Here is a 17,052-nt window from a genome sequence, read left to right as displayed (position 1 = left end):
CATGCCATGATTACAGAACTTGCAAATGCGTTAAAGAAACCTTTGTCCTGCTTTTCTCCCTTTCCCCAGGCCTCTGACCGGGATACCTGGAATTCTCTGCCTGAGGATCTCATGAGCCGCCTCATTAAAAACGGAGAAGCATTTTTAAACTTCGATTATCCTTCACTGACTGCTGTGGATTACATGGAGTTTACCAGAAACGGAAACAGAAGCCGTTTTCAGGATAAGTTGTTCTTAAGAAGGACCGCTCTTGATGCTCTGGTCCTGGCTGAATGCGCAGAATATAGGGGACGATTTCTTGATGATATCATCAACGGGCTTTCTTTGATCTGCGAAGAAAACGCATGGCAGCTTCCTGCCCATAACTCCTACATCCGCGACACACCACCCTTTATCCTTCCTGATGTTACCCGCCCTGTCATTGATCTGTTTGCAGCGGAAACCGCCTCCGTACTGGCCGTGGCAGAGTATCTTTTAAGGCAGGAGCTGGATTCCGTCACTCCCTTCCTCTCAAAGATGATCAATAAAAACCTTGAGGAGAGGATTTTCACTCCTTACCTTAATGAACACTTCTGGTGGATGGGTGACGGGGCCAGCCACATGAATAACTGGACAGTCTGGTGTACCCAGAACGTACTTCTCTCCGCCTTCACAAGAGAGCTGCCAAAAGACCAAAAAGAGGATATATTTAAAAAGGCATGCAAAAGTATTGATTATTTTCTGGATGAATATGGAGAAGACGGTTGCTGCGATGAAGGCGCCCAATACTACCGTCACGCAGGATTATGCCTGTTTAACTGCCTTGAAGTTTTAAATGGAATTTCAGATAATGCCTTTAATCCTGCGTACGAAGTCGAAAAAATCAGGAACATTGCCTCCTACATACTGACCGCTCACATTCATGATGTTTATTACGTGAATTTCGCCGACTGCTCTCCCATTGCCGGACGATGCGGAGCCAGGGAATACCTCTTTGGCAAGCGGACGAAAAATGAGGAGCTTATGTCTTTTGCCGCAGAGGATTACCAAAGCAGTGAAGATCCCTTAACGGTTGAGGAGCATAACCTGTTTTACCGTTTACAGACTGTATTTACCCATAAGGAAATGACTTCCTTTGCCAAATCTCCCATTGCCCACCGGGATTTCTGGTATGAAAGCGTTGGGCTTTTCATCGCCAGAGATGAGCATCTTTATCTGGCCGTAAAAGCCGGGGATAATGACGACAGCCATAATCACAACGACACAGGGAGCTTTACCATTTACAAGGATGGGAAACCCATGTTTATAGACGTTGGGGTAGAGACCTATACGAAAAAAACCTTTTCAAAAGACCGGTATGACATTTGGACCATGCAGTCCCGGTATCACAATCTGCCTACCTTTTTTGACGGCGGGACCCAGATCATGCAAAGGGATGGATCTGATTACCGGGCAAAACATGTGACCCATCAATTAGGAACCTCTGTCTGCCATATTTCCATGGATTTAGAAGCTGCCTACCCGGATGAACGGATTAAATCCTACACCAGAAACGCTGTACTGGAAAAGGGAAAAGAAATCACTATATCCGATCATTACGAAGGAGATATCCCATATCCTGTTCTGTCCCTTATGTTCTACGAGGAACCAGTGATAAGTGAAAATACCGTACAGATCGGTGATTTGGGCAGCCTTATTATCGAAGGTGCATTAAGGATACAAAAAGAAGTGATACCAATAACGGATGAACGTTTAAAAACTTCATGGAAACATGATGTTTACCGGTTACTGGTTACTATGGATCATAAGGATTTGACCTTAAAGATCCGCTAGTTGCAGAAAATAGTGGCCAAATTATGACATCGTAAGAGATATTGTCTATTGAGTTGTAGCATATTTTCTTCTTTATAATATAATGTAGTATACCATGATGGTATAACGAAACATTCCTAATTATTAAGCAAAATGGAGGTCACATCATGAATGATCTTGATATGAGAATATGTGAATGCGATTGTGATGAATGTGAAGACTGCACATGTAATTTAACATGTGAACGGTCAAGAAAGCACTTAAAGCCAAACAGGACAATTTTAAAATGCGGTAGCCAGGGAGGCGTAACCCTGCCAGTAGCAACAGTAGCAGGCGCAGCATTTACTTTGGCTACGGTAAACGTAGATACAAAAGGTTTAAAGAACCCTTGCATTAAATTTGAATTTGCAAGTAATATCGTAACGACAGCTGCTGTTTTAACTCTGAATTTCCAGGTATTCAAACAGTGCAGAGGTGTGCTGACTCCTATTCCCGTAGGACCTATCTGGACTTTCTCACGGCTTGTTGCTGTTACTGAAAGCGACTCCTTCTCCTTCTTCGTTTGTGACTGTGATATGTGCGACGATGACTGCTGCACTTACAGCGTTGTTGCTACAGTTGCCGGCGTTGCTACGGTTGGTGTTACTGCAATTCACAATGCAACCCTTGCTGCAATTATCGTAGATAACGACTGCTTCTAATTCCGGGTTCAAATGATGGGTACAAGGGCTGTATGTCCAATAGCTGCATAAAATAACTTTCTATCATAGATAGAGTATTTGGCCAAACCCGGCTGAATGCTCTATCTATGAGCATTCAAATAAGGAGCCGGGCCCATTATGTATAACCGCTTATTCAGTATGTCATGCCGTCCTAATTTTTCATATCGCAGTACAGCCAATAGGAATCCGCAGTTTCCCCAGCCAATCCAGCCCAAAAAACCTAACCAAAGCCAGTATATACAAAATAATCAGATGAGTTCTTGTGATTTACCCCCCGAAGACCAGGTTTTAATAAAGAGTTCCGCTAAGGGAGGAATCATTTTACCTGAACATACAGAAAAAAACGCTACATATAACGTAGCTTCACTTAATATAAATACCAGCAGCTACAGGAATTTTGTAATTCATTTAAATTTTTCCTGCAATATACTTACCTCCAGCGCCCGCATGCATCTAAGGTTTCAATTGTTTAAGCAAGATAGCAATCAGGCGGCTCCGACTCCTGTCAGTTCCAGCCTGGTTTACAGCAGAAATGAGAATAGCAGGGAAACAAATACTTTTTCTTTCATAGCCTATGATCTTGACTCCATGGGGTGCAGATGCTGCAATTACAGCGTTTATGTGGAAATTATGGGCTTTGATACCATTGGCACCATTATGATTACAAATCCAGTTCTTATAGCATCTATCATTGAAAATAATAGTGGAATTGTATAGAGGGGAATTTCATGACAAATCAAACAAATATAAGATTTACAGACTCTACCATAACTATTGAAGAAAATACGATTAGATGGGAAAATCATATGATCAAAACCGCAAATATTTCTCATATATGGTTGGGAAACTGCTGCTCGGATAAAACTTTTCCATTCCATTTTGTTCTCATCTTATTACTCATAGCTTTGTCTGGTACCAGCCCTGCAAGCATCATCGGTATACTGCTGGCTCTGATCCTTTACCCCGCCGCCTGGTTTTACTGGAATCGGAAGCAGGAAAGTTCCTTAGGTATCAATTTTGAAATCAGCTCCGGTAAAATTTACTCTTTTGTTTGTAATAATGAGGAATTTACCCGTCAGGCCTACGACCTGATCAGCGATCTTATTTCAAAAAGGTATACGAACTCAAGCCTTCAAATCAGCTTTCTTGGGGATGGAAAGATCATAGATAATTCCGACAAAGAAAAGGAATCTTCTTCCGGTACACAAACGATGAACCTTATGGCAGGCGGTCTGAACGAACCAGTCATCAAGGAACTGCAAAAGTTATCTATGCACTATACTAAAAATAGTGAAATTAATAATGAAATTTTGAGTTTGATTGAAAAAACAATCCAATCATTAAATATGAATGATAAAACTGAGGCAAAAAAATTCTTCGGCAATTTTATTACTATGGGACTTATTAACGATTGCAATGAATTGGGGCTAAATGCTCTGATTGATGAAATAAAAGCTAATATCTATTGATCGGTATCTATTATGAAAGTTCTTTTGACCTTATACCATAAGAATAAAACGGCTTGTTCGTTTATGATAGACACTCCTTTTTGATAAGTTTTGCGCTTATCGAAAAGGAGTATTTTATATTGTGACAAATTCTATAAGCCTATGGGGCAAGCCTTGGCTTTGACGCTCGCGCTATCTATAAATCCAGTAATCCACCTACAATCATCCGGAATATTTCCTTTCCAATTCGCAGTGATTTTGACGCTATTATTAAGTTCAACCATTTCCTAACAAACTTGTCATTTAATACATATCATAAGGTATAAAGGAGAACGAAAGTCCTTTATATTCTGATTTTTATCTTGTATAGAACGCTTATAAGCAGAAAATCACAATATCACACCTTAACAGGAGGGAGTTATAATGAATAATTGCAGAAATTGGGATGATAGACGCTGCTGTGATGAATGCTGTTGCCCAGGCCCCCGAGGCTGTCCAGGACCAACAGGCCCTAGAGGCCCTCAGGGACCAACCGGACCGACTGGACCTAGAGGCCCTCAGGGACCGACCGGACCGACTGGACCTAGAGGCCCTCAGGGACCGACCGGGCCAACTGGACCTAGGGGCTTCACGGGACCGACTGGGCCGACTGGGCCTCAGGGACCGACTGGGCCGACCGGACCTAGAGGCCTCCAGGGACCGACTGGACCGACTGGACCGCAAGGACCTCAAGGGCCGCAGGGACCTGCCGGACCACAGGGACCAATAGGGCCGCAGGGACCCCAGGGAATACAAGGACCAACTGGACCGACCGGCGCAACCGGACCAACCGGACCAACTGGCGCTACCGGCGCTCAGGGACCAACCGGACCAACCGGTGCTACTGGCGCTCAGGGGCCAACTGGACCAACCGGACCGACCGGTGCTACTGGTGCCCAGGGACCAACTGGTCCGACCGGCGCTACTGGTGCCCAGGGACCAACTGGGCCGACCGGCGCTACCGGTGCTCAGGGCCCAACTGGTCCGACCGGCGCTACTGGCGCTCAGGGACCAACTGGGCCGACTGGACCGACCGGCGCTACCGGTGCTCAGGGACCGACTGGACCGACCGGTGCTACTGGTGCCCAGGGACCAACCGGACCGACTGGTCCGACCGGCGCTACTGGTGCTCAGGGGCCAACTGGACCGACTGGCGCTACTGGCGCTCAGGGACCAACTGGACCGACCGGCGCTACTGGCGCTCAGGGACCAACTGGGCCAACTGGACCGACTGGACCTAGAGGGCTTCAGGGGCCAACTGGACCGACTGGCGCTACCGGTGCTCAGGGACCAACTGGGCCAACTGGACCGACTGGACCTAGAGGGCTTCAGGGGCCAACTGGACCGACTGGTGCTACCGGTGCTCAGGGACCAACCGGACCGACTGGCGCTACTGGCGCTCAGGGACCGACTGGACCAACCGGACCGACCGGCGCTACTGGCGCTCAGGGACCAACTGGACCAACCGGACCGACCGGCGCTACCGGTGCTCAGGGACCAACTGGACCAACCGGACCGACCGGCGCTACTGGCGCTCAGGGACCAACTGGACCAACCGGACCGACCGGCGCTACCGGCGCTCAGGGACCAACTGGACCGACTGGACCTAGAGGCGCTCAGGGACCGACTGGACCAACCGGACCAACCGGCGCTACTGGCGCTCAGGGACCAACTGGACCGACTGGACCAACCGGTGCTACTGGTGCTCAGGGGCCACAGGGACTGCAAGGACCGGAAGGACCGCAAGGACCTCAGGGACCACAGGGACTGCAAGGACCGGAAGGACCGCAAGGACCGGAAGGACCAGAAGGACCTCAGGGACCACAAGGACTTCAGGGACCACAAGGACTGCAAGGACCAGAAGGACCAGAAGGACCGGAAGGACCAGAAGGACCTCAGGGACCACAAGGACTTCAGGGACCACAAGGACTGCAAGGACCGGAAGGACCAGAAGGACCGGAAGGACCGGAAGGACCAGAAGGACCAGAAGGACCTCAGGGACCGCAAGGAATACAAGGACCTCAGGGACCGCAAGGACCTCAGGGACCTCAAGGACTTCAGGGGCCAACTGGACCTACCGGACCTACTGGACCTGCAGGACCATTTACGCAATTACGTGGATTTGACCTGCAGCTCACTGGAGGTACCTCAGTAGCAAATGGAAACCGTGTAATTTTCAATACCATTTTAAACAACCAGAGCCTTAATATTTCTTATAATACAACAACAGGCGTTGCAACACTTAATGCAGAGCAAAATTACTATGTATCATGGTGGGTAACTACTAATGGCGCAGGCCCAGCTACTTTTGTGGAATTTTCTTTAGAGATCAATGGAAGCAGCGGTATAGCATCATGCTCGCCAATCGTAACAGGCCAGTTAAGCGGAATCACCCTGATTACTGTAGGCGCAATCCCATCTACCATTGCACTCGTTAACACAACAGGGCAGACCGTTTCTTACGGTGCGACCCCAGTTCAGGCACACATGACCATTTTCCAGGTTTCCCAATAATTACTGATGCAAAGTATTTTTAAAAATCTATGATTTTAAAAACGCGTCGGAAGTTTATACTTCCGACGCGTTTTTACATAAACTGCAGTATATTTCCTGTTGTTCTACATAAGCGGTGCAAACAGTCTGAGCGCCCGTCCTGCCAAAATTTCATACCAGGGATAATTCCTGCAATCTTCCATGGTAATTCTGCGGCATTGGGCCAGAGTGTCATGAAAATCTCTCTGTATATCCCGAATAACTTCATTCCGATACAGGTAGACTGCACATTCAAAGTGAAGATAAAGGCTTCTGAAATCCATATTAATAGTTCCGACTACTGCCTTGATGTCATCGCTTGCATATACCTTTGCATGGACAAAGCCTGGCATATACTCGTAAATCTGGACCCCGGCCCTTATCAGTTCCCTATAGTGAGACCTTGCAAGCAGGAACGCGTATTTCTTATCCGGTATCCCCGGCATAACGATAACGACCTCCACGCCCCGCTTGGCGGCAAACGTAAGAGCCTGGATCATTTCATAATCCAGAATCAGATATGGCGTCATAATGTGGACATAATGTCTGGCAGAGTTTATGATGTCCAAATAAACTTGTTCCCCAACCGATTCCTGGTCCAAAGGGCTGTCCCCGTAAGGAATCACAAATCCATCCATGCTAAGCTCCAAGGGATAAAAATATTCCGGATCTCTTAAATATTTCCCATAGTCCTCAGGCCCCTTTTCAGAAATGTTCCACATCTGCAGAAACATCATGGTAAAGCTGGTAACGGCATCCCCCTTCAGCATGATTCCAGTATCCTTCCAATGGCCAAAACGCACACGCCGGTTAATATATTCATCTGCCAGGTTTACTCCTCCGGTAAAAGCGGTAAGGCCGTCCACCACCAGGATCTTTCTATGGTCCCGGTTGTTCTGGTAAGTGGTGAACGCAGGCTTAATGGGAGAAAACATCTTTGCATTAATTCCCCTTGCCTGTAATTCCTTTGGATAGCTAAATGGAAGCAGGGTCAGGGAACACATGCCATCATACATGAACCGGACTTCCACCCCCTCTTTTGCCTTTCTCTCCAGAATTTCCAATATGGCTTCCCACATTTCTCCGCGTTCTACAATAAAAAATTCCATAAAAATAAACCGCTTTGCACCCTCCAGTTCCTTCTTCATCTCTTCAAACATGGTCTCACCCAGCGGAAAATACTGTACATTCGTATTTTTATATGCCGGGTAATGGCCTGAATGTTTGATATAGTAAGCCAGATTGGCATTTCGCCTGCTGATTCTGGACAAATCCTCCATGACCCTTGGGCTCTGGGTCAGATAGGTTTCCGTATCTTCCATGTTGACCCGCAGCCGTTTATTTGCCAGTTTTCCCACAATCTGCAGCTCCACAAACAGATAAAAGAATGTTCCAAACACAGGAACAGCCGCGATTGGGATCATCCAGGCCAGCTTAAAGCTGGGATTTTCCTCTTTGTTCAGAATATATATGATAACAAATGCACCCAGCAGAGCAGAACCACCATAGAAATAGGCGAGGTAACGGCTTAAAAAGCGGTATGCCGCAAAAAGAATAGCCACTTGTATGATAAGAGAAATGACCGCAAATGTAGTCCGGCCAAAAATAATCCTCAGCATTCTCCTGATCAGTTTCATCTTGTGCACCTCCTATGCTGCCAATTCAACAATCACATCTTTTTAATTATACAGCCTGCCTCTTTATCTTGCAACATCCGGAAGGCTCTGTATCCTTTTCAAAGACGTCAAAAACAACGGGAAAACCGCTGATATCGCAGTCTTCCCGCTCCTCATACTTTTCTTTTACTGTTCCAGCGCCTGTCTGATATCTTCCATAATATCCTCTGCATTTTCGATCCCAACACTCAGCCGGATCATGGACGGATCAACTCCTGCTTCTACAAGCTGTTCATCCGTCAGCTGTCTGTGGGTATGGCTTGCCGGATGCAAAACGGAAGTACGCGCATCTGCCACATGAGTCACGATAGCCGCCAGTTTCAGTCCATCCATAAACTTAACCGCAGCTTCTCTTCCTCCCTTTAAGCCAAAAGAGATTACGCCGCAAGTGCCATCAGGCATATATTTTTTTGCCAGTTCATGATATTCGTCCCCCTCAAGACCCGGATATTTGATCCAGGCCACATCTTCCCTTGAGCTTAAATACTGCGCCACTTTTAACGCATTTTCGCAATGACGGGGAACCCGAAGATGCAGGGTTTCCAGACCAAGGTTTAAAAGGAAGGAGTTCATTGGGGAGGGAATTGCACCAAGATCTCGCATCAGCTGAGTAGTCGCTTTCGTAATATAGGCCTTTTTTCCAAACTTCTGGGTATATACAATGCCATGGTAGGATTCGTCGGGTGAGGTAAGCCCCGGATACCGCTCAGCATGAGCCTCCCAGTCAAAGTTTCCGCTGTCAACGATACAGCCGCCTACGCTGGTGGCATGTCCATCCATGTATTTTGTTGTAGAATGTGTTACGATGTCTGCGCCCCATTCAAAAGGACGGCAGTTGATCGGAGTTGCAAACGTATTATCCACAATCAGAGGAACACCGTGCTTATGTGCAAGCCTCGCAAACTTCTCAATATCAAAAACCACAAGGGACGGATTGCCGATGGTTTCACCAAATACTGCCTTTGTATTTGGCTTAAATGCCTTTAAAAGCTCTTCTTCTGAAAGGCCCGGATCCACCAGAGTGGATTCAATGCCCATCTTTTTTAAAGTTACGGTAAACAGATTGGTGGAGCCGCCGTAGATCGTAGCAGAGCTGATTACATGATCTCCCTCCTGGCAGATGTTAAGCAGCGCATAAAAATTGGCAGCCTGTCCGGAAGAAGTCAGCATAGCAGCCTCCCCGCCTTCCAGCTCGCAGATTTTAGATGCCACCGCATCATTGGTAGGATTTGCCAGCCTGGTATAAAAATACCCTTCATCCTCCAAATCAAACAGCCTTCCCATCTTATCGCTGTCATCATACTTAAATGTTGTGCTCTGAAAAATCGGAAGCACCCTGGCATCGCCGCTTTTCGGCTGCCAGCCGCCCTGTATGCAAACCGTCTCTCTGGAACGAATGTTCTGACTCATCTTATATCCTCCTGTGAACCGTAGTCATTTGCTTCTCCTAGTTTAGCATAAATAGTTCTGGAAATAAAGTCCAAATTGCCTTCTTGAATTCCCTGATTATTTACAGTATAATAAGCGGTATCATATCACGGATCAAAGGAGACCGAAATGGAAAAATCAAAGGTTTACTATACGAGCTTTCATGCCACCTTTCAGGAAAACCTTCCTCAGAAATTTAAGAGACTTATAAAAACTGCCGGAATGCTGGAGCAGATTGACTTCCAGAATAAATATACAGCCATAAAGATTCACTTTGGCGAGCTTGGAAACCTGTCATTTTTACGCCCCAATTATGCAAAAGCAGTGGTGGATCTTGTAAAATCCCAGGGCGGAAAACCATTTTTAACGGATTGCAACACGTTGTATGTGGGAAGCCGGAAAAATGCTCTGGACCACTTGGATACCGCTTATGAAAATGGCTTTTCCCCTTTCTCAACCGGATGCCATGTTTTAATTGCCGACGGCTTAAAAGGAACTGACGAAAGCCTGGTTCCCATTAACGGGGAATACATAAAGGAAGCAAAAATCGGACGGGCTGTTATGGATGCCGATATCTTTATTTCTCTTACCCATTTTAAGGGCCATGAAAGCACCGGCTTTGGCGGAGCTTTGAAAAACATTGGAATGGGCTGCGGCTCACGGGCAGGTAAGATGGAGATGCATAACTCCGGAAAGCCCCATGTAAGCGAAGAAACCTGTATCGGATGTCATGCCTGTGAAAAGAACTGCGCCCACAGCGCCATCTCTTTCCAGGATAAAAAGGCTTTCATTGACCATAACAGGTGCGTAGGCTGCGGCCGCTGCATCGGAGTCTGTCCTGTGGATGCCGTTGAGACCGACTTTGATGAGTCCAATGACATCCTGAACTATAAAATTGCAGAATACACCCAGGCAGTTCTCGGAGACCGGCCAAATTTCCACATCAGCCTGGTTATGGATGTATCACCTTACTGCGACTGCCATTCAGAAAACGATATCCCTATTATACCTAATGTAGGTATGTTTGCTTCTTTTGACCCGGTAGCTCTTGATATGGCCTGCGCAGATGCCGTAAACCGCCAGCCTGTTATGGCAGGAAGCGTACTGGAAAAGCACGGCAGCCATCATCATGACCATTTTAAAGACACTCATCCCAACACAAACTGGAAATCTTCCATTGAACATGCGGTAAAAATCGGACTGGGCAGTGCGGAATATGAATTAATCACGCTGTAATACAGCATTGTTTAAGAAATACCCTTTTATGTGAGCCATAAAGAGGGGAGGCGCAAAAGTATTGCGCACTCCCCTCTTTTCCTGCTCAATTCAAATCTCTGATCCTGTTCGTCCAGTGATGGGTTTTGCTCTCTCCAAGTGGGACCTTGTCCCTTCCGATCTGCCAAACAGAAAGCGCTGAATCCTTCATCTTCTTTTCAGGAACACCTTTTGCAATAATAAGCTCCGGCCATACAAACGTGGTCTCTACAGCCTTTCCGTCAAAGCAGATCCTGGAATATGGAGTGAAATTTTCCCCGTAAACCAGAACATTGGAATCATTGTACACCACATGGTCAACAACGATATCATCAATTCCAATCTTAAGGTTTGTGGACTGGTAAGGACTTTCTCCGCCGTACACTTCACGGCTTCCATAAAGAATATCATATTCCAGAGTCTTCATATCCCTTAAATAACTTTCTTCTTCTGTTTCAGGATTACTGAAATAGTTCTGATGAAACCTCATCATTGTTCCCTCATGAATGTTAAGCATATCCAATACATGAGCTGCAAGCTGATAAGCCTCCACATTCTTTTTCTCCACAGGAAGATTCATGTTGTTCCATATCACATATTCGGTTTGAAACAGGGAACGGTTCTTCATCTCATCCTCTGACCACTCAAATCCAGGTAAATGATCCCCGTACATGACCAAAACAATGGGTTCCTTCCTGGTCCGCAGGGTGTTGACAAGAGAACGGATAAACTGATCCATCTCTCCGATCTGCTGGCAGTAATACTCAAAGTTTGGATATTTCCCATGTCCCTGAACAGAAATGGTATAGATAAAATCAGGGCCTGCCGTAGAATCCAGTGTCCTGATGATCTCACCGGTGAGAATCTTGTCCTTGCACCAGCCCGTTGGATTTCTTTCTACGTTATTCATATATTCAATGGGGGTAAAGGTATCAAAGCCAAGCTGGGAAAACACCCGGTTCCTGTCATAAAAAGTTGCCTCATTGTTATGGATCGCATGGGCACTGTAACCTAAGTTTTTTAGATCAAAGGCCACACTTTCGCAGGGAGTTTTCTTTAGCACGGTTTTATAGGGATACTCTCCCGGGCCGAAAAAATCCAGATTCATTCCTGTAATCGTTTCAAACTCCGTATTTGCGGTTCCTGCACCCACAGAGGGTACACTTAAATAACCTCCCGGATAACTCTGTTGAAGGTGATGGAAAAACGGGATGGGATCATAATTTACCGGATTGTTTTTCCATAAAGAAGGATCAAAAAAGGATTCCAGCTGAATCATGATCACATTCGGCTTTGTATCCTCAGACAGAGCATACGTGTTCTCCGGAACCAGTTCCTCATCCCGGATCTCTTCCATTGTCTCGGTCCCATATCCCTCCGGCTTGGATATACCGGTGTTAAACATGGAATTGGAAAAGCAGTATGGAAAACCATAGCTTTTAAATGCCTCTCCGATATTGCCGAAATGAACTGCCACCAGTCCCGTATTCATAGCGGCGCTTGTCAGTCCCAGCACAACCACTCCACTTATGGCTATAAGCCCTGCTCCAAGGCCGTACCGGACTTTTTCCTTAGAAACAGGCGCTTTGCGCCAAACTGCGGCTATAAATATAACTGCTGATACAATGCCGGCTCCAATAAAGATAATCTGCATCCAGGTAAAATAAACCGTGGCCAGGCTGACCGCATACTTTATCAGACGAAAATCTGCCGCAGTAAAGGGGGTAGTCCGAAAGATAAGCAGGATGCCGTTAACCACTCCCATAAAACACCATATCAACGATATGGTAATGCAGGCAAATGCCTTCCGCTTCGTCACAAATACAATGGTAAAGGGAAGGGCGATGATCAGAGTATTCAATAGAAAAACCGGAAAACTTCTCCATATATAAAAACCAAGGCTTGGCAGCGATTTTCTGCTGACCAGTTCAATAAAGACATTGATAATGGCAGCAAGCGCAAAAAGCCTTCCAAACCATTTGACATATCGTTTCATGATATACCTCATTGCAGCTTATTTCTTTTCAGAGTCGGATTTAGTCTACCACATTTTACGGAAAATTTACATACTTTTTTTAATTGAATATAATAAAATAAAGGCCGGCTTTTTCAGCCGGCCTTTTAAATAACTATTCCTGTTCTTCTGTAGGTTCAAAAGCGTCTTCACTAACCGTATTAATTCCGGCTGTTGGATTTACTTCCTCTGCAGGCGCTTCCGGTTCCACTTCCTCCACAATATCTTCTTCTGTATCAGTCTTCTGGGCTGCTTCCTTTACAGGAGCACCGCACTTTCCACAGTAATAGGAACTTTTTGGAACTTTAGCTCCACACTCCGCACAGATACGGGTTCCCTCACTTTGGCTCAGTTCGATCTCCAGAGCGGCAATTCTTTCCCGGCTGGCCCTAACAGCTTCGTAAGCCTTTGCATAAGCTTCATCCGGCTCTTTGTTCGCTTCGTAAAATTGTTTACCGATGACCGCATAAGCTTCTTCCAGCTTTGTTTTCTCTACACTGATCTGCGTCTTTAGCTGTATCGTCTCAGTCAGCGCTTTTGCCTTGGTTGCAACCTCTTTGCCGGTATCACTAAGTGTCTTTCCCAGCTCTTCAAAAAATGCCATCCGTGATTCCTCCTTTGACTTATGCTCCTATCATTTTAACTTCATTGGAAGAAAAAGTCAATGAAAGACTGCTTACACGTCTTTTTTTATCTTATTGATTTCATTTTTAACGGAATCCGGTAATTGATTCAAAGGAATGGTACAGGAAGTTTCACTTCTTCTTCCCCCTGATTCCGTTACAGCTGAGAAGCTGATCCGTTCCTCTCCCCTGCCGCCAAAAGGATTCATGTTGGAATATCCATCGATTGCTGCAAAGCTCATGATCTGACTAATCTGTTCCTCATCGGTAATTGTTAAATATTGAGAGCCTTTATCTTCATATGTGGAACGATAATCATTAAACTGATAGGCATCGATATTGATTTCTTTGACATTTTCCAGGCTATTCCAGCTCTCTACGTCAACCTCACACTCTTTCAATAGTTCCAGTGTGTTTTTAAAGGAAGGATAGACCGGATAATACCCTCTTGAGGTAACATCGCTGTATTTCCAGGAGCTCTGGACTTCTTCCCGCTTTGTTTCCGCATTTGCCTGCATCTTTGTTAAAAACTGGATGGTAGCCAACGGATATTCCTTTTCCATGGTTTCCACCTTTAAGTTTTTTAGATCCTCCTGATAGACAAGGAGTAATTTATCTGTCATGGCTTTCTCTGTACCGTTTCTGTCACGGCTGACAACATTGGTCTGCTCTCCCCTGCTTATCCTGACCCAGGCAGTATCTTCCGAAGTCTGGAGAAGGATGGGATAAACAGCTTTTGCAAACTCCTGGTTCTCAAAGATCTCCGCGATCTCCGGCCGGACTTCATCTCCGGATAAATGGTAGGTGCGGTAAATATTCTTGCCGTTTTTAAGCGTGTATTTTATGGAAAAATTATAGCTTATACTTCCATTGTCCCACGTATCAGAATAATCATCTCCATGATGCAGCTTCTGGTTCCTGTCCACAGCATCACGTACCAGGGCCAGAACCGGCGCCGTATCCTTAAGCTTCATATGGTTGAATATATATTCATCAGAATCCTGATACTCCCAGTAATATTCTCCCAGGGAATTCTGCTTTGCGCTTCCATAAGAAACCCAGTAGTTCACATCCGACATGGAAACCGCAACGGATTCGATGGAGGCTTCAGACGGTATATATCCGTCATACCCAAACAAATCATAACGGAAGCCGCAGAATATCACTGCCGCCAACAAGGCACAGGCTCCCATCTGTTTCCAATGGCAAAACAGTTTTCTGAATTCAAAATGATAAATGATCTCTATGACGCAGTGGGATAAAAGCATTCCGCAAATCAGTCCGAATATTCCCCAGCCTACGCTGGAACGCATGGACCAGAAAAAAATACTTCCGCCAAGAGACGATAAAACCACAATCGGAATCCTGATGACCGGCATGCTGATCTTAAATGCCATGGCTCTTCCTGCTGCTTCTGAGCCTCTCTTTTTATACAGCCAGAAAGAAAGGAGGGTCAAAACTACTGTTACGGCAAGAACCGCTAAAATCCTGACAGTCTTAGTTCCTGCCGGACTCCCTGGCTGCAGCCGATCTAAGTTTACCATGAACAGGGCAAATGCCGAGCATTTATCCATGAACCTGTTAAATACATTCCCGCCTGCCCGGTAGCTGGTATAGAAAAAGCTGCTATAGCAGTATTCCAGAATTCCGATCACACATACAAAATAAAATTGCAATACCAGATTTCCAAGAATTCCGACCAGAACATTTCCTGTAAGAATCATGGATATCACAGTCACGGAATACATCATGCAGTAGTGGATCATAAACAGCAGGAATCCTGAAAGGGCTGTTTTCCATACCTCCACAGGAGAAATGCCGTTCACTGCAATCACTCCCATGGCAATGATCAAATTCACCCCATATACGGCTGCCGGAATAAGAATTCCATTAAAATAATTCACCCAGAACAAATGCTTCCTGTTTACCGGAATACCGTGATAAAAATCCACCTTCTGCCTGGAATGAAGATAAGAGAAGCTGGTCACTCCCATAATAAGTGACAGGATTATAATCACTGCCGCAACCCAGCCGTTCTGAAAGCCCAGCCAGGATTTCAGGGTGGAGATAATATACGTAAGATCAATTTCTCCTCTCATTCGTTCACTTAAAGATAGTGCAATTCCCACCGGAAAGGTAAAGAAAAACACTAAAAATGACAGAGCCATGGACCAAAGGCGTCTTTTGCCATCTTCTCTTAATAGATTATAAAATAAGCTTTTTGATGTCATATCCTGCCACCTCCGTCTCGCTAATGAATATTTCTTCCAGAGATAATGGGATAATCTCATAAAAAACCGGTTGGTAAGATTCCATCAGCCCTTCCACTTCTTCTCTGGTTCCTCTAACCGTAATGGTATAGAGTTTTCCTCTTGTTTCAGTCTTAATACGCTGCAGAGCTGTTAAGTCTTCGGCAGTCATCCCATCTTTTAAAACACACTGCAGCTTATGGATGTTGAGTTTCATATCATCTAAATCCCTGGAAAGCAGTATCCCTCCCCTGTGAAGAAGACCCACATGATCGCAGATATCCTCTAACTCTCTTAAGTTATGGGAAGCAATGATAGGAGTTAAATTTCTCTCAGACATATCATTTGCAAATATGCTCTTAACTGCCTGGCGCATCACCGGATCAAGTCCGTCAAAGGTTTCATCACAGAAAAGATAATCCGTATTGGCACATATCCCGCAAATGACGGAAAGCTGTTTTTTCATACCCTTAGAAAAAGTGTGGACCTTTCTCCGGGCTTCCAGTCCGAAACTTCCTAAAAGATTGTGGAAGCGTTCCTTGTTAAACTGGGGGTAGATCCTGCTGTAGAACTCCATCATATCAAGGGGTGAAGCGTTATTAAAATAGTATTGGTCGTCGGAAATGTAGAAAAACCGGCCTTTCACCTTTTCATTTTCAAAGATCTGTTCTCCATCGATGGTAACACTTCCTTCATCAGGCTTTAAGATACCGCTCATCATCCTTAAAAATGTACTTTTTCCAGCTCCATTGGTTCCAATGAGGCCAAATACATTTCCATCCCGTATCTGTGCGCTTACATGGTCCACTGCCACTATATCGTCAAACTTTTTTGTCAGATTCTCTGCTTTTATCATCCTCTCTCTCCTCCCCGGTCAAATATTCCTGTCTTACCCATTCCTCTGCAATCCATGCATGAGCTTTATCCTCTGTCAGACCTGCCCGTTTTGCTTCCTGGATCCAGTTAAGAAGCTCCTTTTTCAGTTCACTGTTCTTAAGCGCACGAATGGAACTGGAATCTGCCACAAAGCTGCCTCTTCCTTTCACGGAATAGATGAATCCTCTTCGCTCCAGCTCCGCATAAGCTCTCTGGATTGTATTGGGATTAATGGATAAGTCTGTTGCCAAAACGCGGACAGACGGCAGCTGCGCATCCTGTTCCAACACGCCGCAAATCATAAGATCCTTTAGCTTTTCTACAACCTGCTCGTATATTGGCCTGCGGTCTTTGTAATCAAGCAGTATCATATTCCACCTCCTAGTCTGTATTAATACTC

The 17,052-nt window shown here is 45.5% G+C and carries 13 protein-coding genes; 6 read left to right on the top strand and 7 right to left on the bottom strand.

Annotated elements, in window-relative coordinates; all coding sequences use genetic code 11:
• The first annotated feature begins 6 nt into the window (after positions 1-6).
• From BMX69_RS05435 to BMX69_RS05415, 5 genes are all read left to right on the top strand, one after another.
• On the top strand, positions 7-1,812 hold the full coding sequence (locus tag BMX69_RS05435) for a heparinase II/III domain-containing protein (protein ID WP_100041772.1): 1,806 nt from the start codon (positions 7-9) through the stop codon (positions 1,810-1,812).
• Positions 1,813-1,958: 146 nt separating this feature from the next.
• Positions 1,959-2,492, top strand: a complete 534-nt coding sequence (locus BMX69_RS05430; RefSeq protein WP_054791844.1) for a DUF4489 domain-containing protein — start codon at positions 1,959-1,961, stop codon at positions 2,490-2,492.
• Between the two features lie 138 nt (positions 2,493-2,630).
• The gene (locus BMX69_RS05425) at positions 2,631-3,230 is read left to right on the top strand and encodes a DUF4489 domain-containing protein (RefSeq protein ID WP_330387634.1); all 600 of its coding nucleotides are present in this window, start codon (positions 2,631-2,633) and stop codon (positions 3,228-3,230) included.
• An 11-nt stretch (positions 3,231-3,241) separates the two neighbouring features.
• The gene (locus BMX69_RS05420) at positions 3,242-3,982 is read left to right on the top strand and encodes a hypothetical protein (RefSeq protein WP_100041771.1); all 741 of its coding nucleotides are present in this window, start codon (positions 3,242-3,244) and stop codon (positions 3,980-3,982) included.
• 402 nt (positions 3,983-4,384) lie between these two features.
• Positions 4,385-6,514 (top strand): collagen-like domain-containing protein, encoded by a 2,130-nt coding sequence (locus tag BMX69_RS05415; protein WP_100041770.1) that lies wholly within the window; start codon positions 4,385-4,387, stop codon positions 6,512-6,514.
• A gap of 104 nt (positions 6,515-6,618) precedes the next feature.
• Here the strand turns inward: BMX69_RS05415 and cls are convergent, their stop codons facing one another.
• Both cls and BMX69_RS05405 read right to left on the bottom strand, forming a co-directional pair.
• Complete coding sequence (gene cls, locus BMX69_RS05410) at positions 6,619-8,169, bottom strand: cardiolipin synthase (RefSeq protein ID WP_100041769.1); 1,551 nt, start codon at positions 8,167-8,169, stop codon at positions 6,619-6,621.
• A 165-nt stretch (positions 8,170-8,334) separates the two neighbouring features.
• A complete protein-coding gene (locus tag BMX69_RS05405; protein ID WP_100041768.1) occupies positions 8,335-9,618 on the bottom strand; it encodes an O-acetylhomoserine aminocarboxypropyltransferase/cysteine synthase family protein in 1,284 nt (427 codons plus the stop codon).
• 147 nt (positions 9,619-9,765) lie between these two features.
• Between BMX69_RS05405 and BMX69_RS05400 the strand changes: the two genes are divergently transcribed.
• Positions 9,766-10,872 (top strand): DUF362 domain-containing protein, encoded by a 1,107-nt coding sequence (locus BMX69_RS05400; RefSeq protein ID WP_054789618.1) that lies wholly within the window; start codon positions 9,766-9,768, stop codon positions 10,870-10,872.
• Between the two features lie 85 nt (positions 10,873-10,957).
• Here BMX69_RS05400 and BMX69_RS05395 read toward each other — a convergent pair whose 3' ends face one another.
• The 5 genes from BMX69_RS05395 to BMX69_RS05375 all read right to left on the bottom strand — a co-directional run bounded on the left by BMX69_RS05395 (position 10,958) and on the right by BMX69_RS05375 (position 17,023).
• A complete protein-coding gene (locus tag BMX69_RS05395) occupies positions 10,958-12,886 on the bottom strand; it encodes an LTA synthase family protein (RefSeq protein ID WP_100041767.1) in 1,929 nt (642 codons plus the stop codon).
• A gap of 133 nt (positions 12,887-13,019) precedes the next feature.
• The gene (locus BMX69_RS05390) at positions 13,020-13,508 is read right to left on the bottom strand and encodes a zinc ribbon domain-containing protein (protein WP_025232651.1); all 489 of its coding nucleotides are present in this window, start codon (positions 13,506-13,508) and stop codon (positions 13,020-13,022) included.
• A gap of 72 nt (positions 13,509-13,580) precedes the next feature.
• The gene (locus tag BMX69_RS05385) at positions 13,581-15,758 is read right to left on the bottom strand and encodes a DUF6449 domain-containing protein (protein ID WP_054789616.1); all 2,178 of its coding nucleotides are present in this window, start codon (positions 15,756-15,758) and stop codon (positions 13,581-13,583) included.
• Positions 15,733-16,632, bottom strand: coding sequence for an ABC transporter ATP-binding protein (locus BMX69_RS05380; RefSeq protein ID WP_025232649.1), 900 nt, complete (start codon positions 16,630-16,632; stop codon positions 15,733-15,735). Before BMX69_RS05380 ends, BMX69_RS05385 begins: the two co-directional genes overlap by 26 nt.
• Positions 16,598-17,023: a GntR family transcriptional regulator gene (locus tag BMX69_RS05375; RefSeq protein ID WP_100041766.1), complete on the bottom strand. Its 426-nt coding sequence runs from the start codon at positions 17,021-17,023 to the stop codon at positions 16,598-16,600. The genes BMX69_RS05380 and BMX69_RS05375 overlap by 35 nt, the downstream gene beginning before the upstream one ends.
• Between the last annotated feature and the right edge of the window lie 29 nt (positions 17,024-17,052).

Source organism: Lacrimispora sphenoides JCM 1415, assembly GCF_900105615.1.
GTDB lineage: Bacteria > Bacillota > Clostridia > Lachnospirales > Lachnospiraceae > Lacrimispora > Lacrimispora sphenoides.
This window is presented reverse-complemented; position numbering and strand designations above follow the sequence as displayed.

Coding starts and splice junctions, on each gene's coding strand:
- BMX69_RS05435 (WP_100041772.1), top strand. CDS start 7: ATGATTACAGAACTTGCAAATGCGTTAAAGAAACCTTTGTCCTGCTTT.
- BMX69_RS05430 (WP_054791844.1), top strand. CDS start 1,959: ATGAATGATCTTGATATGAGAATATGTGAATGCGATTGTGATGAATGT.
- BMX69_RS05425 (WP_330387634.1), top strand. CDS start 2,631: ATGTATAACCGCTTATTCAGTATGTCATGCCGTCCTAATTTTTCATAT.
- BMX69_RS05420 (WP_100041771.1), top strand. CDS start 3,242: ATGACAAATCAAACAAATATAAGATTTACAGACTCTACCATAACTATT.
- BMX69_RS05415 (WP_100041770.1), top strand. CDS start 4,385: ATGAATAATTGCAGAAATTGGGATGATAGACGCTGCTGTGATGAATGC.
- cls (WP_100041769.1), bottom strand. CDS start 8,169: ATGAAACTGATCAGGAGAATGCTGAGGATTATTTTTGGCCGGACTACA.
- BMX69_RS05405 (WP_100041768.1), bottom strand. CDS start 9,618: ATGAGTCAGAACATTCGTTCCAGAGAGACGGTTTGCATACAGGGCGGC.
- BMX69_RS05400 (WP_054789618.1), top strand. CDS start 9,766: ATGGAAAAATCAAAGGTTTACTATACGAGCTTTCATGCCACCTTTCAG.
- BMX69_RS05395 (WP_100041767.1), bottom strand. CDS start 12,886: ATGAAACGATATGTCAAATGGTTTGGAAGGCTTTTTGCGCTTGCTGCC.
- BMX69_RS05390 (WP_025232651.1), bottom strand. CDS start 13,508: ATGGCATTTTTTGAAGAGCTGGGAAAGACACTTAGTGATACCGGCAAA.
- BMX69_RS05385 (WP_054789616.1), bottom strand. CDS start 15,758: ATGACATCAAAAAGCTTATTTTATAATCTATTAAGAGAAGATGGCAAA.
- BMX69_RS05380 (WP_025232649.1), bottom strand. CDS start 16,632: ATGATAAAAGCAGAGAATCTGACAAAAAAGTTTGACGATATAGTGGCA.
- BMX69_RS05375 (WP_100041766.1), bottom strand. CDS start 17,023: ATGATACTGCTTGATTACAAAGACCGCAGGCCAATATACGAGCAGGTT.